The organism is Pseudomonas sp. C6002, from assembly GCF_013385805.1.
Lineage (GTDB): Bacteria > Pseudomonadota > Gammaproteobacteria > Pseudomonadales > Pseudomonadaceae > Aquipseudomonas.
In genome coordinates this window covers 26,069-51,480 of record NZ_JACAPH010000014.1, presented here as the reverse complement: position 1 = coordinate 51,480, position 25,412 = coordinate 26,069, and the positions used below count along the sequence as shown (strand labels likewise).

The following is a 25,412-nucleotide window of genomic DNA, read 5'->3' as shown; positions in this document are numbered from 1 at the left end:
GCTGTGTTCACAGCGCCGCATGGATTACTTGATCAGCCCGACCCGCGAGAAGTTCGGCAGGTGGCTGAGCTTGGGTTCCGGCCAACTCATCCAGACCGCGAAGGCCTTGCCGACGATATTCTGGTCGGGGACCATGCCCAGCAGGTCCTTGGGAATATTCGGGTCATCCCAGTAGCGGCTGTCGTTGGAGTTGTCGCGGTTGTCGCCCATCATGAAGTAGTGCCCGGCAGGCACTGTCCACTGGTTGTCAGGCGGCGAACGGTAGCGGCTCATCTCCTTGCGGATTTCGTGCTCTACCGCCCCGAGTTTTTCCTGGTACAGCTCGGCGCTGCCCAGGGTGTTCGGCTCGGAACCGATCAGTTTTTCTGCCACCGACTCGCCGTTGACGAACAGGCGCTTGTCACTGGTGTAGCGAATCACGTCGCCCGGCAGGCCCACTACACGCTTGATGTAGTTGACGTTCGGGTCGCTTGGGTAGCGAAACACCATCACATCGCCGCGCTGCGGGTCACCGATCTCGATCACTTTCTTGTCGATCACCGGCAAGCGGATCCCGTAGGAAAACTTGTTCACCAGGATGAAGTCGCCCACGTCCAGGGTAGGTTTCATCGAGCCCGAAGGGATCTGAAACGGTTCCACCAGGAACGAACGCAGCACCAGCACGATGAACAACACCGGGAAGAACGACTTGCCGTATTCAACCAGCATCGGCTCTTTGTTCAGTTTCTCGATCACCGCCACATCGGGCTGGCTGACGCTGCCCTGATAGGACGCGATGGCTGCCCGGCGACGCGGGGCGAAGAACACCAGATCGAGCAACGCCAATAGACCGCAAACGGCAACGGCGATGACCAGCAACAGCGGGAAATTTAGTGACATAGGACCTAACTATCCAACCTGAGCACCGCAAGGAAGGCTTCTTGTGGAATTTCCACGTTACCCACTTGCTTCATGCGTTTTTTACCGGCCTTTTGCTTCTCGAGCAGCTTGCGCTTACGGCTGACGTCGCCGCCATAGCATTTGGCCAGTACGTTCTTTCTGAGTGCCTTGACGGAAGTCCGTGCAATGATCTGCCCGCCGATGGCGGCCTGGATCGCGACGTCGAACATCTGGCGCGGAATCAGTTCTTTCATCTTTTCGGTCAACTGGCGACCTTTGTAGTGCGCGTTGTCCTTGTGCACGATCAGCGCCAGGGCATCCACCTTGTCGCCGTTGATCAGTACATCCAGCTTCACCAGATTAGCTGATTGGTAACGGTCAAAATGGTAATCCAGCGAAGCATAGCCGCGGCTGGTGGATTTGAGACGGTCGAAGAAGTCCAGGACCACTTCGTTCATCGGCAAATCGTAGGTCACTTGCACCTGGGTACCGAGGAACAGCATGTCGTGTTGTACGCCACGCTTTTCGATACACAGGGTAATGACGTTGCCCAGATGCTCTTGCGGCACAAGAATATTGGCCCGCACGATCGGTTCGCGCATGTCTTCGATGGAAGACAGATCCGGAAGCTTGGACGGGTTGTCGACGTAAATCGTTTCACCGGTTTTCAGCGCCAGTTCAAAAATAACCGTCGGCGCGGTGGTGATCAGGTCCAGGTCGTATTCGCGCTCGAGGCGCTCCTGGATGATTTCCATGTGCAGCATGCCCAGGAACCCGCAGCGGAAGCCGAAGCCCAGGGCGTCGGAGCTTTCCGGGGTGTACTGCAACGACGAGTCGTTGAGGGTCAGCTTCTGCAGGGCTTCGCGGAAGTCCTCGAAGTCATCGGAGCTGACCGGGAACAGGCCGGCGTAAACCTGCGGCTGGATGCGTTTGAAGCCCGGCAGCACGTCGACGTCAGGGGTGGAGCTCAAGGTCAGGGTGTCACCTACCGGTGCACCGTGGATGTCCTTGATACCGGCGATGATGAAGCCTACTTCGCCGGCTTTCAGATCAGTGGTAGCCGTGTGCTTCGGGTTGAATACACCGACGCTGTCCACCAGGTGGATCTTGCCGGTGGACTTGACCAGGATCTTGTCGCCCTTCTTCACACGGCCGTGGCGTACGCGTACCAGGGAAACAACACCCAGGTAGTTGTCGAACCAGGAGTCGATGATCAACGCTTGCAGCGGATCTTCGTAGTTGCCGGTGGGGGCTGGAATGGTCTTGACCAGGCGCTCGAGCACCTCGTCGACGCCCAGGCCGGTCTTGGCGCTGCACTCGACGGCGTCGGTGGCGTCAATGCCGATGATCTTCTCAATCTCTTCCTTGACGCGGTCCGGATCGGCCTGTGGCAGGTCGATCTTGTTCAGCACCGGCATCACCTCCAGGCCTTGCTCGATGGCGGTATAGCAGTTGGCCACGGACTGGGCTTCAACGCCCTGGCCCGCATCCACTACCAGCAACGCACCTTCGCAGGCCGCCAGGGAACGGCTGACTTCATAGGTGAAGTCGACGTGACCCGGGGTGTCAATGAAGTTGAGCTGGTACTTGATACCGTCTTTGGCGGTGTAGTACAGGGTTACGCTGTGGGCCTTGATGGTGATCCCGCGCTCGCGCTCGAGGTCCATGGAGTCCAGCACCTGGGCTTCCATTTCACGCTCGGCAAGGCCGCCGCACATCTGGATGAATCGATCGGCCAGCGTCGACTTGCCATGGTCAATGTGGGCGATGATGGAGAAATTGCGGATATGACTCAAATCACTCACGGATCAACACTCAAAAAGGCTGCAGGCAGACTGCCCGCTGAAAAATAGCCGGGAATTGTACCTGATGCGCAGACCAGACGTCATCCATGGCGACCAAGAACAAAAATGCCCCGGTCGTTCGAACGGGGCATTTTTTGTTCATAAGCGCGGGCTCAACCGGCCCGACGCAACAGCCAGAAGCCGGCCACGGCGCAGATGGCGGTCGGCACCAGCACCGCAAACAGCGGCGAGAAACCGAATACCAGGCTGGACGGCCCCAGCAGGTCCTGGGCGATACGGAAGGTGAAACCCACCAGTACGCCGGTAAACACGCGCTGGCCGAGGGTCACGGAACGCAACGGGCCAAAGATGAACGAGATCGCCATCAGCACCAGCGCGGCCGTCACCACCGGCTGCAACACCTTGACCCAAAACGCCAGCCAGTAACGGCCGTTGTTCAAGCCCTGGTCCTTGAGGTAATGGATATACCCCCACAGGCCGGAGATAGGCAGGCTTTCCGGGATCATCACCACGGTATTCAGCAATTCGGGCTTGAGGGAAATATCCCACTGCTCCGTCGGCACATTGATCACTTCGGTGGTCGATGCCGCACCCTTGCCGATATCACGGAAATAGGTGGTGGTCACATCGCTCAGTTGCCACTTTTCGTCGGCGTACTGTGCACGTTTGGCGAAGCTCGACGACAGCAGGTGACGTTCCTTGTCGAAGTGGTAGCGGGTGACACCCACCAGCAAACCACCCGGCTGCACGGCGTTGATGTGGATAAACTCCTCACCCTGGCGGTGCCACAGGCCATGCTTGGAGCTCTGGGCATCGCCCGAACCCTGGGCCAGGGCACGATTGGCCTGGGCCGTGGACTCGGCTGGAGGCGCCACGTATTCACCGATCAGCACGCTGACCACCATCAGCAACAGCATGGGCTTCATGACCGCCCACACGATGCGACCGATGGAAACACCCGCCGCGCGCATGATGGTCAGCTCGCTGTTGCTGGCCAGGCTGCCCAGGCCGATCAGGCAGCCGATCAGCGCAGCCATCGGCATCATGTCGTACAGGCGACGGGGCGCCGTCAGCGCCACGTAGCTCAGGACGTCGGTAACGGTGTAGGTATCGCTGACGTTGCCGACTTCATCAATGAAGGCGAACAACGAGGCCAGCCCTAGAATAATGCCCAATACCGCAAGGATTGCGACCAGGACGCTGCTACCAATGTAGCGGTCGAGCTTAACCACGGGCCATCTCCTTCACGCTGCGACGACTCCGCATCTTCAACCGCATCGGTTCCCAATAAAGCAGCCCCAGGCCAATGGCCAGGAAGACCCCGTGGACCCACCACAACCCAAGGGCCGGCGGCAGCTTGCCCTTCTCCAGGGAGCCGCGGGCGGAAATCAGGATGGTCAGGTAAGCCATATAAAGCAGGATGGCCGGCAGCAGCTTGAGGAAGCGGCCCTGGCGCGGGTTGACCCGGGACAGCGGCACGGCCATCAAGGTCACGATAAACACCAGCAGCGGCAGGGAAATCCGCCATTGCAGCTCGGCGATCGAACGCAGTTCCTTGCTGCCGATCAGGTCTGGGGTCGGGATCGCGTCGCGGTCGGTGACCTCATCGCTGACATCCGGCCGGGCCAGCATCACGCCATAGGTGTCGTACTTGATTGCGCGGTAATCGGCCTGACCGGGGCTGCCGTCATAGCGATAGCCATCTTCCAGGATCAGGTAACGGCTGCCATCCGGACGCACTTCCTGGCGCCCCTTGTCGGCCACCAGAATCGAAATACCACGGTCTTTCTGGTTCTGGCCGAGGTTTTTCTGGGAGATGAACACCCCTCCCAGGTTGGCACGGTCATCCGTCATTTGCTCGGTATAGGTCACCCGGGTGCCATCGTTGAGCGCTTGGAAGCGGCCCGGCTCCAGGGTGTCGAATTCGGTCATGGCGTCCTGTTTGTTCAGCACCAGCTGGAACTGCAGGGCACCCTGGGGTGCCAGGCTCAAGCTCAGCCAGGCCACCACCAGCGCGATACCGGTGGCCGGAACCATGGTCATGGCCAGCAAACGTTGCTGGCTCATGCCGGTGGCCGACAACACGGTCATTTCGCTTTCAAGGTACAAGCGGCCGTAGGCCAGCAGAATCCCGAGAAACAGGCCCAATGGCAGGATCAACTGCAGGAAGCCCGGCAGGCGAAAGCCCATGATCAGGAACAGCGAACCCGGATCCAGGGCACCCGAGGCAGCCTGGGCGAGGTATTTGACGAAGCGACCACTCATGATGATGACCAGCAATACCGCACTCACGGCACTCAGGGTCAACAGGACTTCGCGGGATAGATAACGGAAGACGATCAAACCAGACACTCCAGGGTTGTCAGGCTAAGGCGGCCAAACAAGCAAGCATATCGAGTCGACCCATTGCTGCAGGCCGGCTAAAAAGATGGCGCATTATCCTGTGATTGACCGCACCTGTCACGGAGCTTGCTCATACGCGTGCACAAAGCTGCCCGCAAGGGTTGTCAGGCTCGGGCGGCGAGGTTCAAACTGCGGCCTTTGTCGCGGGCGGCCTACAGGCTGCCAAGCTTACAAGCCGGAGTACAGACTCCTGGCTCACTGACCTTTATAAGGGACCCGAAAATGGAACTGGTTGTAAAAAGCGTTAGCCCCGAAACGTTGAAAACCGCCACCCTCGTGGTCGCTGTCGGCGAAGGCCGCAAGCTGGGCGTTGCCGCCAAGCAACTGGACGAACTGAGCGGCGGCGCCATCAGCGCAGTCCTCAAGCGCGGTGACCTGGCCGGCAAGGTTGGCCAAAGCCTGCTGCTGCAAAGCCTGCCTAACCTTAAAGCCGACCGTGTATTGCTGGTGGGCGTTGGTAAAGACGCCGAACTGGGCGACCGTCCGTTCCGCAAGATCATCGCCGGCATCCTCAACACCCTCAAGGGCCTGGGCGGCACCGACGCGGCCCTGGCGCTGGACGAAGTCGTGGTCAAGGGCCGCGACAGCTACGGCAAGACCCGCCTGCTGGCCGAAAGCCTGCTGGACGGCGGCTACGTCTTCGACCAGTTCAAGAGCACCAAGGCCGAACCCCGCGCCCTGAAGAAAGTCACCCTGCTGACCATCAAGGCGGCCCAGGCTGAAGTCGAACGCGCCGTGACCCACGCCCAGGCCATCGCCGGCGGCATGGCGTTCACCCGTGACCTGGGCAACCTGCCACCGAACATCTGCCACCCAACCTACCTGGGCGAGCAAGCCAAGGCGCTGGGCAAGGAATTCAAGGGCCTGAAAGTCGAAGTCCTGGATGAGAAGAAGATCAAGGAACTGGGCATGGGCTCGTTCTATGCCGTGGGCCAGGGCAGCGACCAGCCGCCACGCCTGATCGTGATGCAATACAACGGCGGCAAGAAGTCCGAGAAGCCATTTGCCCTGGTCGGCAAAGGCATCACCTTCGACACCGGCGGCATCAGCCTCAAGCCGGGCCTGGGCATGGACGAGATGAAGTACGACATGGGCGGCGCCGCCAGCGTGTTCGGCACCCTGCGTGCCGTGCTGGAACTCAAGCTGCCGATCAACCTGGTGTGCATCCTGGCCTGCGCCGAGAACATGCCGAGCGGCGGCGCGACCCGTCCGGGCGATATCGTCACCACCCTCAGCGGCCAGACCGTGGAAATCCTCAACACCGACGCCGAAGGCCGCCTGGTGCTGTGCGACGCCCTGACCTACGCCGAGCGCTTCAAGCCGCAAGCCGTGATCGACATCGCCACCCTGACCGGTGCCTGCGTAGTTGCCCTGGGCGCCCACACGTCGGGCCTGCTGGGCAACAGCGACGAACTGATCGGCCAACTGCTCAGCGCCGGCCAGGCTGCCGACGACCGCGCCTGGCAACTGCCGCTGTTCGATGAGTATCAGGAACAGCTGGACAGCCCGTTTGCCGACATCGCCAACATTGGTGGCCCGAAAGCCGGCACCATCACTGCGGCGTGCTTCCTGTCGCGTTTCGCCAAGAACTTCAACTGGGCCCACCTGGACATCGCCGGCACCGCCTGGACCAGCGGCGGCAAGGACAAGGGCGCCACTGGCCGTCCGGTTCCATTGCTGACCCAGTACCTGCTGGACCGCGCCAAAGCCTGAAAATGAAGATCCCCGGGCGCTTGTAAAGCCGCCCGGGGCTCAGGAACCGCAATGACCCAAGTCGACTTCTATATATTGCCCAGCGCCGATCCTTCCGCGCGCCTGGACTTTGCCTGCAAGCTCACCGAAAAAGCCTGGCGCATGGGCCACCGCATCTACCTGCACTGCAGCGATGCCGCCCAGCGTGATGACCTCGACGCCCGCCTGTGGCGCTTCAAGGGCGAAAGCTTCGTGCCCCACGGTCCCGCCGAATCAGAACCGGAAGGCCTGGTAGTACTGGGTTTGGGCGACAGCTGCGGCGATCACACAGACCTGCTGGTCAACCTTGACCTGAAAGTACCGGCCTTCGCCAAGGGTTTCGCCCGCGTGGCGGAAGTGGTGGTGGAAGACCCGGCTATTCGTCAGGCCGCGCGGGAGAGTTTCCGTTTCTACCGCGAACAGGGCTATTCTCTGCAAGATCACCGGCTACAACGACTTTGAGCACACGATGGACACTCCAAACCCGCTAAAAGACCCTGACCACCTGCTGGACGACCTTGAGTCGATCCGCAAGCTGCTCGGTGATGATGACCTGCAACCGCCGCTGCTGACCGATGCGGTCAACGGTGACGTACAAATTCCCCTGCTGTTCGATATGGTGGGTGGCAAGCCGGTTACGCCGGAACCTGTCGAAACGCCCGCGGTGCAAGCTGCGCCGGCTGCGGCTGTTGCCGTACCTGCCGCCGAAAAAGCCCCCGACGCCCTGCTGCTGCACCTGGACAACGAACTGCGCGCCGCCGCGCAACTGATCATGCAAGACGTGATCGACGATTTTGCCCCGCATATCGAAACCGAGATCAAGCGCCGGCTGGATGCGCGCATGGAGCGGTTGTTGAGCCAGTACCAGAACTAAGGCTGACACATATCCCCTGTGGGAGCGGGCTTGCTCGCGAAGGGCGTGAACGATAACGCGTACATCCTGAATGAACGCGCCGCCCTCAGGTTTTTCGCGAGCAAGCTCGCTCCTACCCCTCTCCCCTATCCCCCGTTATACTTGTCGGCTTTCCTGAATTAATGCCAACTAGGGTCCCGCCGCGCATGGATAAGACCTACCAGCCGCACGCTATTGAAACTTCCTGGTACCAGACCTGGGAGTCCGAGAATTATTTCGCTCCGCAAGGCGCGGGCGATGCCTACACCATCATGATTCCGCCACCGAACGTCACTGGCAGCCTGCACATGGGCCATGGCTTCAACAATGCGATCATGGATGCCCTGATTCGTTTCCGCCGCATGCAGGGTCGCAACACCCTATGGCAACCAGGTACAGACCACGCCGGTATCGCCACCCAGATGCTGGTGGAACGCCAACTGGAAGCCACCGGCCAGAACCGTCACGACCTGGGCCGCGAGAAATTCCTCGAGAAAATCTGGGAATGGAAGGATCAGTCCGGCGGCAATATCAGCCGTCAGATCCGTCGCTTGGGCTCGTCCGTCGACTGGAGCCGCGAGCGCTTCACCATGGACGACGGCCTGTCGGAAGCCGTGAAGGAAGCCTTCGTGCGCCTGCATGAAGACGGCCTGATCTACCGCGGCAAGCGCCTGGTCAACTGGGACACCAAGCTGCACACGGCGATTTCCGACCTTGAAGTGGAAAACCACGACGAGAAAGGTTTCCTGTGGAACCTCAAGTACCCGCTGGCTGACGGCGCCAAGACCGCCGAAGGCAATGATTACCTGATCGTCGCCACCACCCGTCCGGAAACCATGCTCGGCGACGCCGCCGTCGCGGTCAACCCGAACGATGAGCGCTACCAGGCGCTGATCGGCAAGTTCGTCGAGCTGCCGCTGGTTGGCCGTCGCATCCCGATTATTGCGGATGACTACTGCGACCCTGAATTCGGCACCGGCTGCGTGAAAATCACCCCGGCCCACGATTTCAACGACTACGAAGTCGGCAAGCGCCATAACCTGCCGCTGCTGAACATCTTCGACAAAAACGCCGCTGTTCTGCCGGCCTGCCAGGTGTTCAACCTCGACGGCACGCTGAACGAGAGCATCGACGGCAAGATCCCGGCTGAATACGCCGGCCTCGACCGTTTTGAAGCGCGCAAGCAGATCGTTGCCGCCTTCGACGCTGCCGGCCTGCTGGTGAGCGTTGACGACCACGCCCTGAAGGTACCGAAAGGTGACCGCTCCGGCACTGTCATCGAGCCTTGGCTGACCGACCAGTGGTACGTGTCCACCAAGCCTTTGGCTGAGCCGGCAATTGCTGCCGTGGAAGACGGCCGCATCGCGTTCGTGCCGAAACAGTACGAAAACATGTACTTCTCGTGGATGCGTGACATCCAGGATTGGTGCATCAGCCGCCAGCTGTGGTGGGGCCACCGGATTCCGGCCTGGTACGACGAGTCGGGCAAGGTCTACGTGGGCCGCGACGAAGCAGAAGTACGTGCCAAGCACAACCTTGGCGCGGACGTGGCGCTGCAACAGGACAACGACGTACTGGACACCTGGTTCAGCTCGGGCCTTTGGACCTTCTCCACCCTCGGCTGGCCGCAACAGACCGAATTCCTGAAGAAATTCCATTCCACCGACGTGCTGGTCACCGGCTTCGACATCATTTTCTTCTGGGTTGCCCGGATGATCATGCTCACCATGCACTTGGTGAAAAACGAAGACGGTACCCCGCAGGTACCGTTCAAGACCGTGTACGTGCACGGCCTGGTGCGTGATGGCCAGGGCCAGAAGATGTCCAAGTCCAAGGGCAACGTCCTGGACCCGCTGGACATCATCGACGGCATCGACCTGGAAACCCTGGTGCAGAAACGCACCTCGGGCCTGATGCAGCCGAAACTGGCGAAGAAGATCGAGAAGCAGACCCGCGACGAGTTCGCCGATGGCATCGCCAGCTACGGCACCGACGCCCTGCGCTTTACCTTCTGCTCGCTGGCGTCCACCGGTCGCGACATCAAGTTCGACATGGGCCGCGTCGAAGGCTATCGCAACTTCTGCAACAAGATCTGGAATGCCGCGCGCTACGTGCTGGATAAAGGCGAAGACTGCGGCCAGAACGGCGAGGCCATCGAGCTGTCCCTGGCGGACCGCTGGATCATCTCCCAGTTGCAGCGCACCGAAGCCGAAGTGACCCGTCAACTCGACCAGTTCCGCTTCGACCTGGCGGCACAGGCCCTGTACGAGTTCATCTGGAACCAGTATTGCGACTGGTACCTGGAACTGTCCAAGCCCGTGCTGTGGGACGAGAACTCGCCGATCGAACGTCAGCGCGGCACCCGTCACACCCTGGTACGCGTGCTGGAAGTGGCGTTGCGCCTGGCGCATCCGTTCATGCCGTTCATCACCGAAGAAATCTGGCAGCGCATCGCGCCGCTGGCGGGCAAAGACGGCAAGACCATCATGCTGCAACCTTGGCCGGTGGCCAACGAAGCCCGCATTGATGAGGCGGCCGAAAGCGATATCGAGTGGCTCAAGACCCTGATGATGGGTACGCGCAACATCCGCGCCGAGATGAACATCGGTCCGGGCAAGCCACTGGCCGTGTTCGCGAAGAACGCCAGCAGCGAAGACCTGCGTCGCCTCACCGAGAACGACGCGCTGCTCAAGAAGCTGGCGAAACTGGAGTCGATCACCGTATTGGCCGCTGGCGAAGAAGCACCGCTGTCCGCCACCGCACTGGTGGGCGAGATGGAAGTGCTGGTGCCGATGGCCGGCCTGATCGACAAGGGTGCCGAACTGGCGCGCCTGGACAAGGAAATCCTGCGCCTGCAAGGCGAAGTGCAGCGGGTGGGCGGCAAGCTGTCCAACGCGGCGTTCGTCGACAAGGCTCCGGCTGAAGTGATCGAGAAAGAACGCGCCAAAATGGCTGAGGCTGAACAGGCTTTGGGCAAGCTGGCGGAGCAACACGCGCGGATTTCCAGCCTGTAAGGGGCTGCCCGTGCGGAAAAAGAGACCTTCGGGTCTCTTTTTTTTGCTTGGAAAAACACCGCTGTTTCTCTTTGGAAACCCGACCAATGTGTGAGCTGGCTTGCCTGCGATGGCATCGCCTCGGTCTGGCAGATACACCGAGTCACCTGCATCGCAGGCAAGCCAGCTCCCACATTTGACCGAGTTCGACCAAGGAATGTGTGACAATACCCGCCACTTTTGAAACAAACGCAGAATCGACGCAGCCCATGACCGCCCCCAGCACACCCAAAGCACCGCGCAAGAAGCCAAAATCCAGTACGCCGGCCAAGCCCGTCGTTCCGCGCAAAGAGGCCACCTTGCACCCGCGTAACCGCCACCAGGGCCGTTACGACTTCCAGGCGCTGATCAAGACCACGCCCGAACTGGCGCAATTCGTAATCATCAACCCGTACGGAAAGGAAAGCATCGACTTTGCCAGCCCAGACGCGGTGCGGGTGTTCAACCGGGCGTTGCTCAAGGCGTTCTACGGCATCAATCACTGGGACATCCCGGCTGACTACCTGTGCCCACCGGTACCGGGGCGTGCCGACTACGTGCACTTCCTCGCCGACCTGCTGGCCAGCGTCAACGAAGGCGTGATCCCCCGTGGCGCGCCGGTGAAGGTGCTGGACATCGGCATGGGCGCCAACTGCGTCTATCCGTTGATTGGCTACAGCGAGTACCGCTGGAATTTCCTCGGCTCGGAAGTCGACCCGACGGCCGTGGCCGCCGCCAAGGCGATCGTGCAGTCCAACGGGCTGAACAAGGCCATCCAGCTGCGCCAGCAAACCAATCCCAAGCAGATCCTGCTGGGCTTGCTGGAGCCGGGCGAGCGGTTTGACCTGACCATGTGCAACCCGCCCTTCCACGCGTCCATGGATGAGGCGACCAAGGGCAGCGAGCGTAAATGGCGCGCACTGGGCAAGGCTGATCCGAAACGCAAGCTGCCGGTGCTGAACTTCGGTGGCCAGTCGGCGGAATTGTGGTGTGAAGGCGGTGAAGCGCGGTTTGTGACGCAGTTGATCGCTGAAAGCGCGCATTTCCAGCACAAGGTGCTGTGGTTCAGCACGCTGGTGTCGAAAGCGTCGAACTTGCCGGCGATCCAGACAGCGCTGAAAAAGGCCGGTGTGCTGGAAAGCCAGGTGGTGGAAATGTCCCAGGGCCAGAAGCAGAGCCGCTTCGTCGCCTGGACGTTCCAGACCCCGAGCGAGCAACAGGTATGGCGCCAGCGTTGGGCCCGTAAAGACTGATAAATCGCAGGCAACAAAAAACCGTGCCCGGATCGCTCCGGAGCACGGTTTTTTTTGCTGCGTCTTACTTGTTAACAGCGTCGGTCAGGCCTTTGGCCACAACCAGCTTGATAACTTTCTTGGCAGCGATTTCGATGGCAGCGCCAGTCGAAGGGTTACGGCCAGTACGGGCAGGACGCTCGGTCACTTTCAGTTTGCCAACGCCTGGCAGAGTGATTTCGCCGCCGTTTTCCAGCTGATCAGCAACGATCTGGCTCAGTTGGTCCAGCAGAGCACGCACGGTGGTTTTCGGTGCGTCTACAGCTTCAGCCAGATCAGCGATCAGTTGGTCTTTAGTAATAGCCATTGTGGTGTTCCTTCCCTATCAAATTCATTTGGATTGCAGAGTGCAGTGTCAGCCATCGAGCCCTGCCATCAAGGCCTGGCACCCAAGGGCTATAACCACGAAGATCGGGGTTATAGATACCTGAAACCGGGTTTGGTTCGACCTGACAAATGCTGAATGCACGCTTAACGCCCAGACTGCGCGTAAGACGGGGCAAAACTAGCACAGAGACGGGGAAATATCCGCCTCAACATACCCATTTGGTCAGCTTTATCGCTCTAAACCGTGAAAAAAAGGCATATGGCCCGTCGGATGGCGCTCAAAACGCCCTCCGAACAGCGCCATCCCCAGCGGGTGCGGTACACTGACGACTTTTTCCGGGAGCCCCCCCCTCCCCTTCAACCAGCCGAGAAGCCCATGCCGATCCGTCATTGCATCGTCCACCTGATCGACAAAAAACCCGACGGCACCCCTGCAGTTCTCCACGCCCGCGACTCCGAGCTTGCCGAGTCGGCCGCGATCGAGAACATGCTTGCCGACCTCAACGAGAGCTACAACGCCAAACAAGGCAAGGCCTGGGGCTTTTTCCATGCCGAGTCCGGCGCGCACCCGTTCAGCGGCTGGTTGAAGGAGTATTTTGACGGCGGCAAGGATTTCACCGCCTTCAGCCGCATTGCGGTGGAACACCTGCAGAAGCTGATGGAAGAGTCCAACCTCTCCACCGGCGGCCACGTGCTGTTTGCCCACTATCAACAGGGCATGACCGATTACCTGGCGATCGCCCTGCTGCACCACAGTGAAGGCGTGGCCGTGACCGACCAGCTGGACGTGACGCCGTCGCGCCACCTGGATCTTGGCCAACTGCACCTCGCCGCGCGCATCAACGTGTCCGAGTGGCAGAACAACAAGCAATCCAAGCAGTACATCTCGTTTATCAAGGGCAAGAACGGCAAGAAGGTCTCGGAGTACTTCCGCGACTTTATCGGCTGCCAGGAAGGCGTCGACGGCCCAGGCGAGACCCGCACCCTGCTCAAGGCCTTCAGCGACTTCGTCGAGAGCGAAGACCTGCCGGACGAATCCGCCCGCGAGAAAACCAAGACCTTGGTGGACTACGCCAGCAGCCAGGCCAAGCTCGGCGAGCCGATGGGCCTGGAAGAGCTGTCCGGGTTAATCGATGAAGATCGGCCAAAAGCCTTCTACGATCACATCCGCAACAAGGACTACGGCCTGTCGCCGGAAATCCCGGCGGATAAACGCACCCTCAACCAGTTCCGCCGTTTCACCGGGCGTGCCGAAGGCTTGTCCATCAGCTTTGAAGCGCACCTGCTGGGCGACAAGATCGAATACGACGAAGCCGCCGGCACCTTGATCATCAAGGGCCTGCCGACCCAGCTGACCGACCAGCTCAAGCGTCGCAACTGATGCTGGGCGGGGTTCTGAAGAAAGTCCTGCTGGTGTTGCTGGTGGTGGTGGTTTTCCAGAACTGGGGCAAGATCGAGCGGCTGTTCAACCCCTCCCAGGTGGTGCCGGAGCAGACACGCGCGGCAGCGCGCGTGGTGCTGTATTCCACCGAGTGGTGCGGCTACTGCAAACAGATCCGGCGCTTTCTGGATTCCAAGGGGATTCCCTACCAGGCGTTCGATATCGAGAAGGACGCCCAGGCGCGCAAGGCGTACGAGGCGTTGGGGGGCGGCGGGATTCCGTTTGTGGACGTGAACGGCACGCTGATTCGCGACTACAACCCGGAAGCGATCATGGCGGCCCTGAAGTAACTCACTCTGTAAAATACCGCAGATCAAATGTGGGAGCGGGCTTGCTCGCGAATGCGCTGGTTCAGTCAATACATCTGGCGACTGATACACCGCTTTCGCGAGCAAGCCCGCTCCCACATTGGGTTTGCGTACGCGTTAGAAATTGGCCTCCAGGGAAACCATCGCCGTACGCTCTTCACCCACGTTGTAATACGCCGAGCTGGCCGCCAGGCCATTTACCGGCGCCGAGTTGAACGACACGGTGCGCGCCGAGCTCAAGTATTCCTTATCAAACACGTTGAGCATCGAGAAGCGCAGCGCGGCCGACTTGAAGACCTTCTTGTCCACCGGCAGGTAGATACCGGCGTTGAGATCAAACACGGTGCGCCCGGAGATTTTCTCGTTGTTGGTCAAATCACCGTAGAACGCCCCGACATACTTGCCGGCAATGTTGCCGTAGTAGCGCTTGTCGTCGTAACCAAACACCAGGTTGAGCATGTTTTCCGGCACGTTGGCCAACTGGTTGCCCTTGGTCGGCAACAACACGTTCTTGCTGACAAAGTCGTCCTGCTGCTCGGACTTGGTATAGGTGTACGACGCGTAGTAGTTGAAGTTGTACGGCAGCAGGCCGCTCCACTCCAACTCCAGGCCTTTGTTGGTCACGTCACCGACGTTGGCCATCACGTAGTCACCGTTCAAGTCGGTGGTCGACAGCTGACGGTCCTTGAAGGTGATGTAGAACAGGGTGGCGCTGAGGGCCATTTTCTCTTCGGTGTAGCGCCAGCCCAGTTCCTGGTTCCAGCTCAGCTCGGGGTTGAGGTTGAGGGAATCGCCCTTGTTGTACAGCACGTAGTTCTGCGGTGTGCGCATGTTGCGAGTGACGTTGTAGAACGCCTGGTTGCTCTCGTCGACCTGGTACTTGGCACTGAAGTTCGGCAGGAACTGATGGTAGCGGGCGTTACGCTTTTCCGGCTTGTCGTACAGGCTACCCAGGTTGTCGCCGTCACGTTCGACGTACTGGTACGCCAGCCCGCCGACAAAGCTCAGGTCTGGCGTGGCTTGCCAGCTGTCCTGCACCCACAGCTTCTGGGCCGGGGTCACGGTGTATTGATGACGCCCCTGGACAGTCTTGCCGTTCTTGTCGACTACCTGGCCGCCGCTGTTGTAATCGCCCCAGACGTCGTCCGGTGCACCTTCGCTGTTGATCCCGATATACGGCTGGGTCTGGCGCTGGCGAGCGCGCTCGTACCAGTAGCCGTAATCCAGGCTGTGCTCCTCGTTGATGTCCCATTTCATTTTGACCGTCACGCCAGGGCGCCAGGTTTCGGTCCACGAGGGGCGATAGTAGTTGGCCGACTTGAGGTTGCTCAGGTCGTAGTTGCCACTCTTGTCGGACTTCGGCCCCAGGTTGGTCGCGGTCTGGCCGCTGAAACTGCCGCCGTTGCCCCAGTAGTAGTAAGGCGCAACCGTCAGGGCCAGGTCATCACGCAGGCGCCAGCGCTGGGTGAAGGTGGTCATGACACTTTCAAATGGGTTGCGGTTGAGCTTGTAGGAAGACGACAGCAATCCGTTCTTGTAGACCGGCGTTTCCGCGTAATCCAGGCGGCGGCCCTGTTGCTGGAACTGGCTCTTGCTCAGCGTGTTGTAGTTGTAGTTTTCCTGGGTGTTGTACTTCATGGTGAAGTTGCTGGTGTTGCCGTTGTCGTCTTCGAACAGCGTGCTCCACTCTACCTTGTCGCCCCGCAAGGTGCCCTTGCCGCGCCACTTGTCGCCTTCGGTGTGAGAGGCCGACACCCAGGTCTTGAAGCCGCCGAGGTCGCCGGTGTTGATACGGGCGAAGGACTTTGTCAGGTTGTTCGAACCCATGGATTGCTTGACGAACAGCCCCGGCTCCTTGGTCGGCCGAATGGTGACCATGCCGATGTTGCCGCCGCTGGAACCAATGTGCGGGCCGTCCGCTTCCGAGGAGCCCTGGGTGACAAATACTTCGCCGACGTTTTCCGGGTCGCCCAATTGGTTGGCGTAAACACCGTAGCTGCCGGAGTCGTTGATCGGCACGCCGTCCATGGAAACCCCGACCTGGTCGGAGTTCATGCCGCGCATGGTGAAGCTGGTGCCGCTCATGCCGCTGGCGTCGTCGTTGGAAACGTTGATGCCCGGGGTGTACTTGAGCTTGTCGATGGCGTTGGCCGTCGGGGACATTTCGTCCATGGCTTCCTTGGTCACGGTGGACCGGGCCTTGGCACTTTCTTCCTGAATCATGTGGCCGGTGCCCAGGGTACGTTCGCCGGCGACGTGCACCGAACCGACATCCTGGGAATCGTCTGCCAGAACCAGCGGCGCAAAGCCGCCCAGGCCCGATGCTAAAAGCAGGGCATAGAGTTTGTTGTAGGTCACGAGTAGATCCCTTACATGCATCTATCTGTTGTTATGGGGGAGGTATTGGCGATCTCGGCCGGGTGAACAGCGCCGCCAATCTTCCTGACCACCTGCTCAGGAATCCGAGGATCATCCGTGCATCACGTAACGATTTGGTTACAGGTTTTGGCGATTGCGATGAAGGTTAAATGAAAGGTCCACACACACGGATGTGCCAAGGCATGGGGATTTTCAAGGGAAGGTGGTGCAAGTAATGACAGCGCCACGCCATTGCGGCGTAGCGCTCTGTATCTAGCGCAATACGATCATCCGACCGAGCAGCGAGTGTTGTTCAAACCCCAAGACCGCCTGCAACGCATTGAGCACCGCCTGGGGGTCCTTGCTCGGGAAACTGCCGCTGACACGCCGGGCGCCGAGGTCTTCGTTGAGCAGCAGAATGCGCCCCGGATAGTAGCGGCCGAGGTCTTGCACCACATCGGCCAGCGGCGCCTTGTAGTAGTTGAGCCAACCATCGCGCCAGGCCAGGCGCGACTCGCTGTCGACCGCGTGCAGCTCATCGGCGACACCGTCGACGTAGGCCACTTGCTGGCCGGCCGTCAGAATCTGTTGCTGAGCATACTTCGACGGCGTTACCCCAACCCGACCGGACAACACCGTCACCTGCGCACCTGCCGGTTGCAGGCGCACCTCAAACTGCGTGCCGAGCACCCGTGCTTCGCCGCTGCCGGCCTCGACCACAAAGGATTCGCCAGTGTGGGTCACACTGAAAAAACCGGCGCCACGGCGTAGCTGGATATGGCGCTCGCCATGCTTGAAATCCACTGCGATCGCACTGTCGGCGTCCAGGGTGACCTGGCTTTGATCGGCCAGGGTCACGGTCTTCACCTCACCCGGCGCGGTGACGTAATCCGCGCCGAAGTCATCGACCCAGCGTGACGGCTGCCAGCCGGCGCCCATCGAGATCATCACCAGCAGGCAGGCGGCCATGGCCAGGGCGCCAGACCAGCGCCGCACGCTGGAGCGTTTCGAGGTATTCATCGCGTTCAAGTAACCCTGCAGCGCCAGGGCATCTTCATCCGCCAACGTTCTGGCCGGTACTTCACTCAATTCCCACAGCACCTGGGCCTGGGCGTAGGCTTCCACATGCGCAGGATCGGCCCGCAGCCAACGGCTGAACGTGGCCTGGTCGCCACTGCTGGGTTGGTCATGCAACAGGCTCAACCAGGCCAGTGCGGCCTGTTCCTGGTCGGGCGTCGGGGTGACGCTGGCGGTGGGGTTCACGGGGCTTTCCTTGGCGATGGTTCACGAAGGCTGGCCTTGCAGGCTTCGAGGGCACGCATCATATGTTTTTCCACGGCGCTTTGGGACAGGCCCATGGCCTTGGCGATTTCCGCGTACTTGCGGCCATGGATGCGGTTGAGCAGGAAAATCTGCCGGGTACGTTCCGGCAGGCTGCGCAAGGCTGCTTCAACGTGACGCAGATCATTGCCCGCCTCCAGCGCGGCCTGGGGTTCGCAGCCCTGGTTATCCTGTTGTTCCGGCAGCCAGCCTTCGCTGCTGCGCACCCGGGCGCCTTCGCTGCGCAGGTGGTCGATGGCGATATTGCCGGCGCAGCGCAGCAGGTAGGTGCTGAGTTCCTCGACCTGCACCAGCGGCCGGCGCCAGAAGCGCAGGAACAAATCCTGCACCAGGTCCGCCGCCGTCGCACGGCAGCCCACGCGGCGGCTGACCAGCGCTTCCATCTGCGAGCGCTGGGACAGGAACACCTGCAGGAAATGCGCCCGTCCGCCCGCCGCGTCTGCGTGCTGCTCTGGGTGTTCGGGAGGCGTGGTGATCATCAACGGTGGACTCAAAGGGTCGCGAAGGCCGCAACCGGACTGGCCAGCAGGCCGAGGCCCGCCAGGATCAAGGCCAGCCTTGGCCGATACGGCAACAGCAACACCAGCAACAACCCGCTGAGCATCAAGACCGCGCACCACTCCACCAACCCCTGGCTCCACCCGGTCGCGAGCACCGCCGGCCAGATCGAGACAATCAACAGCAGCCAGCCGCCCACGCGCAAACCCAGGCGCCGACGAGGCGAAGGTTTACTGTGCAGCAGTTCGCCATGGTGCCGGTCCATGGACAGGCACAACGCGGTAAACCCTGCGTAACACAGCAATAGCGCCAGGAGCATTCAGTTCACCTCGCCCTTGAGGGTCAATGGCCGGGCACGTTCGGCCTTGGGCTGAGGGACGCGGCGGTGCTGCATTTTCCAGGCAGCCCAGGCGAGGAACACACCGCTGCCCAGGCACGTCAGGTCGAAGCCGGCCATGGCCCAGTCGCCGTTGGCCAGGGTCACACCCAAATGCTGGGTCGTGGTCAGCGCGTTGAGCACCGGCACGCCGATAAACAGCAGCGCGCCCACACTCAATTGCTCAACCCAGCCGCGGCGCCCCTGACGAACAATCGCGTGCAGGACGCTCAGGCCCCAGGCAATAAAGAAGGCTTGTACTTCCCAGTCCGAGCGCCCGGCAAAGCTGGCTGGTAACAGGCGGTTGGCCCAGAAGAATGCAGCGATGGCGATCATCAAGCCGGACATGCTGGCGATGTTCAGCACGTCCACCAGCCGCAGCTCAAAGGGCAGCACACCGGTTTTGGTGTGCTTGAGCTGACGCTTGCCCAGCCACATCACCAGCCCGGTGCCGATCATTGCCGTGCCCGCGAGGCCGCAGATGAAATACAGCCAGCGCAATACCGGGCCGGCGAAATGGCCCATGTGCAAACCGTAGAAGCTGCCACCAATCGCCGCCGGCAGCGACTGCTCGCCGCTCACCCGCAACAGTTCGCCGGTGGTGCCGTTGAATGAGACGGTGCTGCCAAAGTCATGCACCACTCGATCCGACCCGGCGCGGAACACATTGACCGAGGCGTTTACATCGCTTGGATTATTCACCACCAGCCGTCCGACATGCCCGCCGGCCCATTGCTCGCGCGCCTGCTCGTACATCGGACCCAGTGGCAGCAATTGCCCCGGCTGGCCGAGGGCCGGCGCATTGTCGGTGGCCGGAAACACATCGTTGAAGAACGCACGGGTGTCGTTGCCGTAGGAAGCGAGGATGCTCGCCGGCATCACCATGCTCATGAAAATCACCAGGCTGCTGTAGGTGATCATCAAGTGGAACGGCAACACCAGCACGCCCACGGCGTTGTGCCCGTCGAGCCAGGAACGCTGGCCCTTGCGCGGGCGGAAGGTGAAGAAGTCCTTGAAGATTTTCTTGTGGGTGATGATCCCGGTGATCAACGCCACGAACATCACCATCGCGGCGATGGTCGACAGCCAGCGCCCCCAGGGATACGGCATTTGCAGCTGGAAGTGGAAACGATAGAAGAATTCGCCGCCCATGCTCTCCCGGGCCTGGACCTGCTGGCCGCTGACGGGATCGAGAAGTTTTTCGACGAAATTGCCGCGCTTGCCCGGGTCGACCTTGTCTTGCCACATCACCGACAGGCCCGGCTCACGGCTGCTCGGCAAGGTGATAAACCAGCGCGCGGCATTGGGCGCCTGGTGTTGCAGATAGGTTTGGGCGGCGGCCAGGCTACGGGCGTCATCGACGGGATGCGCCTGCACTTCGGGCTGCATCCAGTGGGTAATTTCGTCCTTGAAATACGACAGGGTGCCCGTCAGGAAAATCGCAAACAGCAGCCAGCCAAAGATCAGCCCGGCCCAGGTGTGCAACCAGGCCATGGCCTGGCGGAAGCCCTCTTTCATGTGCGCGCCATCCAGTACGCCAACCCGGCGAACGTGGCCATTATCGCGCTGGGCAGCAACACGCCAAACCAGGCGCGCCAGGCCGTGCGGCAGGCGAAGCACCAGATGACTGCCAACAGGTAGAACACAAACGAACTCAGCATGCCGCTGATCACCGCATCGGCGCGGCTGGTGGGCAGCCACAGCGTCATGCACACGCTGGCCAGCGAGGCCAGCAGGTAACCGCCGACCACAGCCGCCAGCACCCGCGACGTCACGGCAAGACGGTAGGAAACGGGAAGTGAGGTTTTGCGTTTCATGCACAAGGCGCCAGGTTCGTCAGTGCGCAATATTAATGATAAAGGTTCTCATAAGCAAAAGAGAACGCATCACTGGCAATTGCCGAACCCGCCTGCGCGCCCTACAATGCGAACAATTCTTGTTCTCTAAAGCATGCCCATGCTGCCGGAGTGTGCGCGTTGCAGCCGTCCAACACCGTCGAAGTCCTGTACCACGACCATCACCACTGGCTTACCGGCTGGTTGCGACGCAAGCTCGGCTGCCCGGAAAGCGCCGCCGACCTGGCCCAGGACACCTTCATCCGCGTGCTCACCGCACGGGAAACACCGACGCTGATCGAACCTCGCGCCTTCCTCACCACCATCGCCAAGCGTGTGCTGTGCAACCATTACCGCCGCCAGGACCTGGAGCGCGCCTACATCGACGCCCTGGCACAAATGCCCGAACACGTGGCGCCGTCGGAGGAAGAGCGGGCAATCATCCTGCAAACCCTGATGGAGCTGGACCAGTTGCTGGATGGCCTGGCGCCCCTGGTCAAACGCGCGTTCCTGCTGTCCCAGCTCGACGGCCTGACCTACGCGCAAATCGGCGCGGAACTGGGCATCTCCATCGCCACGGTCAAGCGCCATCTGAATAAAGCGGCGATGCGCTGCTACTTCGCCCTATGAGTTTCTCAACGCAAGTCGCCGAACAAGCGGTGCACTGGCTGATGGAAATGCAGCAGGGCCCGCTCAACCCACGCAAACAGGCGGCCTGGCAACAGTGGCTGGACGCCCACAGCGAACATCAGCGGGCCTGGGAGCACATCCAGCGAGTGAACCAGCGCTTGCGCGGGATGCCATCACCCCTGGCCCACGCCGCCTTGAATGCACCGAAATCCAACAGTCGTCGTCAGGCCCTGAAGTTGTTGCTGATACTCGGCGCCGGGTCGGCAGCGGCCTGGGGTTTGCGCCAGCAACATATATTGCCGCCGTTGAGTGCCGACTACCGCAGCCCCATCGGCCAACGGCGCAAGTTCCAGCTGGCGGATGGCAGCCAGTTGCAGCTCAACACCGGCAGTGCGGTGGATGTGCATTTTGATGGCCAGCAACGCTTGATCCGCCTGCTCGAAGGCGAAATCCTGCTGACCGCCAAACCCGGCAACGCCCCGCTGCGGGTCATCACTTCCCAGGGTCTGCTCAGCGCCCAGGCGGCGCGGCTGAACGTGCGGCAATTCAACGATCACACACAACTGGCGGTGTTTGATGGGCACGTTGACGTGATGCCCAACACCTATAGCGGTTTGCCGTTGTCGGTGGAGAAAGCCCATCAGGTCAATTTCACCCGCAAAGGCTGGGACACCGCCCGCCCCACCGACGCCGGCAGCGGCGCCTGGGCCGACGGCATGCTGGTGGCGGCCCACATGCGCCTGGAAGATTTCCTCGCCGAATTGAGCCGTTATCGCCGTGGCCAGCTCAATTGCGACCCGCAGGTGGCCAACCTGCTGATTTCCGGCAGCTACCCGCTGGACGACAGCGAGCGAATCCTGGACCTGCTGCAAGTCAGCCTGCCGGTCAGGGTCCGGCGGTTTACCCGCTACTGGGTCACTGTCGAAGCCCGTGCCTGAAATATTTTCAAACCCCGTGAGCCGTTTTCCGCACCTCGCGTGACAGAGAAGGAAAGCCACCTTGATCCTTCCTTCTCAGGACCGCACTTCATGCCCCAGCAACCGACTCGCCTGACGCCACTCGCCCGCACCCTGCGCCACTTGTTGCTGGGGGCCAGCCTCAGTTTCAGCACCGTTCCCTACGTAATGGCGGCCGACGCCAAGCCCTACCGCATCGCCCCTACGTCACTGGAAGCGGCGCTGAATCAATTTGGCCGGGAAGCCGGCGTGCTGATTTCATTTGGCTCGGACGTGACTGCCGGCGTGCAAAGCCCTGGCCTGTCGGGCAACTACACCGCTGAAGAAGGCTTGAATGCGTTGCTCAAAGGCACCGGCCTGCAAGCCCGTGCCGAGGGCAACAACGCCTTCAGCCTGCAACCGGCGAATGCTCCGGCCACCCTCGAATTGGGCACCTCCAACGTGGTCGGCGACTGGCTGGGGGACGCGGCACAAACCAACGTCTTCGAGCACCCGGGCGCCCGGGACGTGATCCGCCGCGAAGAATTCGAACGCCAGGGCGCCACCCAGGCCCGCGACGTGCTCAACCGCATTCCCGGGGTCAACGCCCCGGAAAACAACGGCACCGGCAGCCACGACATGGCGCTGAACTTCGGCATTCGCGGGCTCAACCCACGCCTGGCCTCGCGCTCCACGGTCTTGATGGACGGCATCCCGGTGCCGTTCGCGCCGTATGGCCAGCCGCAGTTGTCGTTCGCGCCCATCAGCATGGGCAACATGGATGCCGTGGACGTGGTACGCGGCGGCGGCGCAGTGCGTTATGGCCCGCAGAACGTCGGCGGCATCGTCAACTTCGTCACGCGCGCGATTCCCGATGCGCCAACGGTGAAAGGCGGCCTGCAAACCGAAACCAGCCCGTCTTCCAGCCACGATGGCTTCAAGACCACCGGCAACCTGCTGGCCGGCGGCACGGCGGACAACGGCCTGGGCGGCGCGATCCTGTATTCCGGCACCCGTGGTGGTGATTGGCGCGAGAACAGCGACACCCGCATCGACGACCTGATCCTCAAGGGCAAGTACCAGCTGGACGACGCCAACAGCTTCAACGCCATGGCGCAGTACTACGAAGGCAAGGCCGATATGCCCGGTGGTTTGAGCACCGCGGCCTACAAGGCCGACCCGTACCAGTCCACCCGCCCCTACGACCAGTTCTGGGGCCGGCGTACCATGTTCAACGCGGGCTATCGCTACCAGGAAGATCGCCGGGAATTCACGGTCAACAGCTTCTTCACCACCACCCTGCGCAGCGGTTACCTGGACCAGGGCAATTTCCTCTCCCTGTCGCCCCGCGAGTATTGGGTACGCGGCCTGGAAACCCGTTTCGCCCAAGGCTTCGACCTCGGCCCAACCAGCCACGAAGTCGGCGTGGGCTACCGCTACATCAACGAGGCCGGCCACGAACTGCGCTACCGCACGCCAATTACCGCCAATCAGCAACTGCCGACCACCGACAGCCGCAACGACCGCGACACCCGGGGCAGCACCGAAGCCAATGCGTTCTTCGTCGACGACCGGATTGATATCGGCAAATGGACCATCACCCCGGGCATCCGCTACGAGATGATCGAGTCCCAGCAGACCAACAACCTCAGCAACGTCAAATACAAGGGTGACTACAACACCGCCCTGCCGGCGTTGAACGTGCTCTACCACCTGACGGACGACTGGAACCTCTATGCCAACACCGAAGGATCGTTCGGCAGCGTGCAGTACAGCCAGATGCCCAACCGCGTGACCAGTGGCGAAGTGAAGCCGGAAAAAGCCCGCACCTGGGAACTCGGCACACGCTATGACAACGGCACCTTGCGCGCCGAGATCGGCGCGTTCCTGATCAACTTCGACAACCAGTACGACAGCAACCAGACCAACGACACCGTGATCGCCCGCGGCGAAACCCGCCATCAGGGCATCGAGTCCAGCATCAACTACGCCCTCGACGGCTTGAGCCCGGCGCTCGCCGGTTTTGATGTGTACGCCACCTACGCCTACGTCGACGCCACCATCCGCGAAGACGGCCCGAACAAAGGCAACCGCGTACCCTTCTCCTCCAAGCACAAGGGCACGCTGGGTGTGGGTTACACCGAAGGTCGCTGGAAGTTGAACGTGGACAGCAGCTACCAGAGCAGCCAGTTTGCCGACAACGCCAACACTGAAGCAGAAAGTGCTGATGGCAGCACCGGACGCATTCCTGGCTACATGCTGTTCAGCAGCCGCGCGGCGTACGACTTTGGCCCGCAGCTGTCGGATTTGAACGTGGCGGTGGGTGTGAAAAACATCTTCAACAAGCAGTACTACACCCGCTCGTTTGACGATAACAACAAGGGCAAATACGTCGGCGAGCCGCGCACGCTGTATGTGCAGACGTCCATCGCGTTCTGATCAGCTACCCGCCAGGCACGACGGTGTGCCGGCCACCAACGCGTCGATGGCGCAACGGGTCTTGGCCGGCATGTGCGTCGCCGTGGGCCAGATGACATGGATCGGCATCGGTTGCTCGCGGTGGCCCGGCAGCACCGCCTGCAGTTGCCCGCGCAACACGTAGTGGGCGATCAGCCAACTGGGCAACCAGGCCAGGCCGACCCCGGCGATGGCGGCATCGGCCACGGCCTGCAGGTCATCGAGGATCAACGGCGAGGCGACTCGCTCGCGGTGCGGGGCATTGCTGCGATAGGCAATGCCCCGGTGCCCGGCCAGGTCGTCGATGGAGTCAATACGAGGTGTGCGCTGCAAGTACGCGGGTGACGCCGCCAGGGCAATCGCCTGTTCGCCGAGGCGACGTGCACTCAAGCGGTCGGTGTCAGGCAATGCGCCAATGCGCACCGCCAGGTCGAAGCCTTCCTGCGCCAAGTCGATCAATCGGTCGGAGAAGGAAATCTCGATTTCCAGTTGCGGAAAACGGTCCATCAGCCCCCACAACGCAGGCGCCGCATAGTGGTGGCCGAATGCCAAAGGCAGGCTCGCCCGTAACCGCCCTCGTGGCTGCTGGCGGCCACTTTCCAGCACGGATTCAGCCGCTTCCAGCTCTGCCAGTGCACGCAGGCAGTGCTCGTAGTAGGCCTGCCCGTCTTCGGTCAAACGCTGGCGCCGGGTGGAGCGTTGCAATAAAGACGTCCCCAGCCGCGCTTCCAGACGTGCCAAGCCTTTGCCCACCGCCGAGCGCGTGAGGTTCAGCCGTTCGGCGGCCTCCGTCAGATTGCCGCTCTCGACGATCTGCAAAAACAGTTCAACACCATCAAAACGCGGAGTGGCCATGATCGTTTGTCGCCCTA

At 61.2% G+C, this 25,412-nt stretch carries 22 protein-coding genes; 10 read left to right on the top strand and 12 right to left on the bottom strand.

Annotated elements, in window-relative coordinates:
• Positions 1-24 precede the first annotated feature (24 nt).
• The 4 genes from lepB to lptF form a co-directional block, all read right to left on the bottom strand.
• Entirely contained in the window at positions 25-879 is an 855-nt protein-coding gene (gene lepB / locus HX817_RS08900; protein WP_003210437.1) for a signal peptidase I, read from the bottom strand.
• A 5-nt stretch (positions 880-884) separates the two neighbouring features.
• Positions 885-2,684 carry a translation elongation factor 4 gene (gene lepA / locus HX817_RS08895; RefSeq protein ID WP_003210439.1) on the bottom strand — a complete coding sequence of 600 codons (1,800 nt, stop codon included), beginning with the start codon at positions 2,682-2,684 and terminating at the stop codon, positions 885-887.
• Between the two features lie 152 nt (positions 2,685-2,836).
• Complete coding sequence (gene lptG, locus HX817_RS08890) at positions 2,837-3,916, bottom strand: LPS export ABC transporter permease LptG (protein WP_003210440.1); 1,080 nt, start codon at positions 3,914-3,916, stop codon at positions 2,837-2,839.
• Positions 3,909-5,027 carry an LPS export ABC transporter permease LptF gene (gene lptF / locus HX817_RS08885; RefSeq protein WP_134325780.1) on the bottom strand — a complete coding sequence of 373 codons (1,119 nt, stop codon included), beginning with the start codon at positions 5,025-5,027 and terminating at the stop codon, positions 3,909-3,911. The genes lptG and lptF overlap by 8 nt, the downstream gene beginning before the upstream one ends.
• Positions 5,028-5,309: 282 nt before the next feature.
• Here lptF and HX817_RS08880 point away from each other — a divergent pair, with 282 nt between their 5' ends.
• The 5 genes from HX817_RS08880 (at position 5,310) to rlmF (ending at position 11,995) form a co-directional block, all read left to right on the top strand.
• Complete coding sequence (locus tag HX817_RS08880; protein ID WP_003210444.1) at positions 5,310-6,800, top strand: leucyl aminopeptidase; 1,491 nt, start codon at positions 5,310-5,312, stop codon at positions 6,798-6,800.
• Positions 6,801-6,851: 51 nt separating this feature from the next.
• On the top strand, positions 6,852-7,280 hold the full coding sequence (locus HX817_RS08875) for a DNA polymerase III subunit chi (RefSeq protein WP_102605183.1): 429 nt from the start codon (positions 6,852-6,854) through the stop codon (positions 7,278-7,280).
• Between the two features lie 7 nt (positions 7,281-7,287).
• A complete protein-coding gene (locus HX817_RS08870) occupies positions 7,288-7,692 on the top strand; it encodes a DNA polymerase III subunit chi (RefSeq protein WP_087695166.1) in 405 nt (134 codons plus the stop codon).
• A gap of 185 nt (positions 7,693-7,877) precedes the next feature.
• On the top strand, positions 7,878-10,724 hold the full coding sequence (locus HX817_RS08865; RefSeq protein ID WP_177040121.1) for a valine--tRNA ligase: 2,847 nt from the start codon (positions 7,878-7,880) through the stop codon (positions 10,722-10,724).
• A 248-nt stretch (positions 10,725-10,972) separates the two neighbouring features.
• Positions 10,973-11,995 (top strand): 23S rRNA (adenine(1618)-N(6))-methyltransferase RlmF, encoded by a 1,023-nt coding sequence (rlmF, locus tag HX817_RS08860; RefSeq protein ID WP_003212741.1) that lies wholly within the window; start codon positions 10,973-10,975, stop codon positions 11,993-11,995.
• Positions 11,996-12,059: 64 nt separating this feature from the next.
• Here rlmF and HX817_RS08855 read toward each other — a convergent pair whose 3' ends face one another.
• Positions 12,060-12,341: an HU family DNA-binding protein gene (locus HX817_RS08855; RefSeq protein WP_003212743.1), complete on the bottom strand. Its 282-nt coding sequence runs from the start codon at positions 12,339-12,341 to the stop codon at positions 12,060-12,062.
• A 396-nt stretch (positions 12,342-12,737) separates the two neighbouring features.
• Here HX817_RS08855 and yejK point away from each other — a divergent pair, with 396 nt between their 5' ends.
• On the top strand, positions 12,738-13,742 hold the full coding sequence (gene yejK, locus HX817_RS08850) for a nucleoid-associated protein YejK (protein WP_003212745.1): 1,005 nt from the start codon (positions 12,738-12,740) through the stop codon (positions 13,740-13,742).
• Complete coding sequence (locus tag HX817_RS08845; protein ID WP_003212747.1) at positions 13,742-14,092, top strand: glutaredoxin family protein; 351 nt, start codon at positions 13,742-13,744, stop codon at positions 14,090-14,092. Before yejK ends, HX817_RS08845 begins: the two co-directional genes overlap by 1 nt.
• 135 nt (positions 14,093-14,227) lie before the next feature.
• Here HX817_RS08845 and HX817_RS08840 read toward each other — a convergent pair whose 3' ends face one another.
• From HX817_RS08840 to HX817_RS08815, 6 genes are all read right to left on the bottom strand, one after another.
• Positions 14,228-16,468 (bottom strand): TonB-dependent receptor, encoded by a 2,241-nt coding sequence (locus HX817_RS08840; RefSeq protein ID WP_008438524.1) that lies wholly within the window; start codon positions 16,466-16,468, stop codon positions 14,228-14,230.
• Between the two features lie 273 nt (positions 16,469-16,741).
• Positions 16,742-17,731, bottom strand: coding sequence for a FecR family protein (locus tag HX817_RS08835; protein ID WP_177040120.1), 990 nt, complete (start codon positions 17,729-17,731; stop codon positions 16,742-16,744).
• A complete protein-coding gene (locus HX817_RS08830) occupies positions 17,728-18,288 on the bottom strand; it encodes an RNA polymerase sigma factor (RefSeq protein WP_003212753.1) in 561 nt (186 codons plus the stop codon). The genes HX817_RS08835 and HX817_RS08830 overlap by 4 nt, the downstream gene beginning before the upstream one ends.
• Positions 18,289-18,299: 11 nt before the next feature.
• Positions 18,300-18,626 (bottom strand): DUF3325 domain-containing protein, encoded by a 327-nt coding sequence (locus HX817_RS08825; RefSeq protein ID WP_003212755.1) that lies wholly within the window; start codon positions 18,624-18,626, stop codon positions 18,300-18,302.
• Positions 18,627-20,201, bottom strand: coding sequence for a PepSY domain-containing protein (locus HX817_RS08820; RefSeq protein WP_177040119.1), 1,575 nt, complete (start codon positions 20,199-20,201; stop codon positions 18,627-18,629). It lies immediately after the preceding gene.
• Complete coding sequence (locus HX817_RS08815) at positions 20,198-20,500, bottom strand: DUF3649 domain-containing protein (protein WP_003212759.1); 303 nt, start codon at positions 20,498-20,500, stop codon at positions 20,198-20,200. The genes HX817_RS08820 and HX817_RS08815 overlap by 4 nt, the downstream gene beginning before the upstream one ends.
• 159 nt (positions 20,501-20,659) lie before the next feature.
• Between HX817_RS08815 and HX817_RS08810 the strand changes: the two genes are divergently transcribed.
• The 3 genes from HX817_RS08810 (at position 20,660) to fecA (ending at position 24,522) form a co-directional block, all read left to right on the top strand.
• Positions 20,660-21,148, top strand: a complete 489-nt coding sequence (locus HX817_RS08810; RefSeq protein WP_087695173.1) for a sigma-70 family RNA polymerase sigma factor — start codon at positions 20,660-20,662, stop codon at positions 21,146-21,148.
• The gene (locus HX817_RS08805; RefSeq protein ID WP_087695174.1) at positions 21,145-22,086 is read left to right on the top strand and encodes a FecR domain-containing protein; all 942 of its coding nucleotides are present in this window, start codon (positions 21,145-21,147) and stop codon (positions 22,084-22,086) included. Before HX817_RS08810 ends, HX817_RS08805 begins: the two co-directional genes overlap by 4 nt.
• Before the next feature lie 90 nt (positions 22,087-22,176).
• Positions 22,177-24,522: a TonB-dependent Fe(3+) dicitrate receptor FecA gene (fecA, locus tag HX817_RS08800; RefSeq protein ID WP_008438539.1), complete on the top strand. Its 2,346-nt coding sequence runs from the start codon at positions 22,177-22,179 to the stop codon at positions 24,520-24,522.
• Here fecA and HX817_RS08795 read toward each other — a convergent pair whose 3' ends face one another.
• Positions 24,523-25,395 carry a LysR family transcriptional regulator gene (locus HX817_RS08795; RefSeq protein ID WP_008438547.1) on the bottom strand — a complete coding sequence of 291 codons (873 nt, stop codon included), beginning with the start codon at positions 25,393-25,395 and terminating at the stop codon, positions 24,523-24,525.
• Positions 25,396-25,412 lie beyond the last annotated feature (17 nt).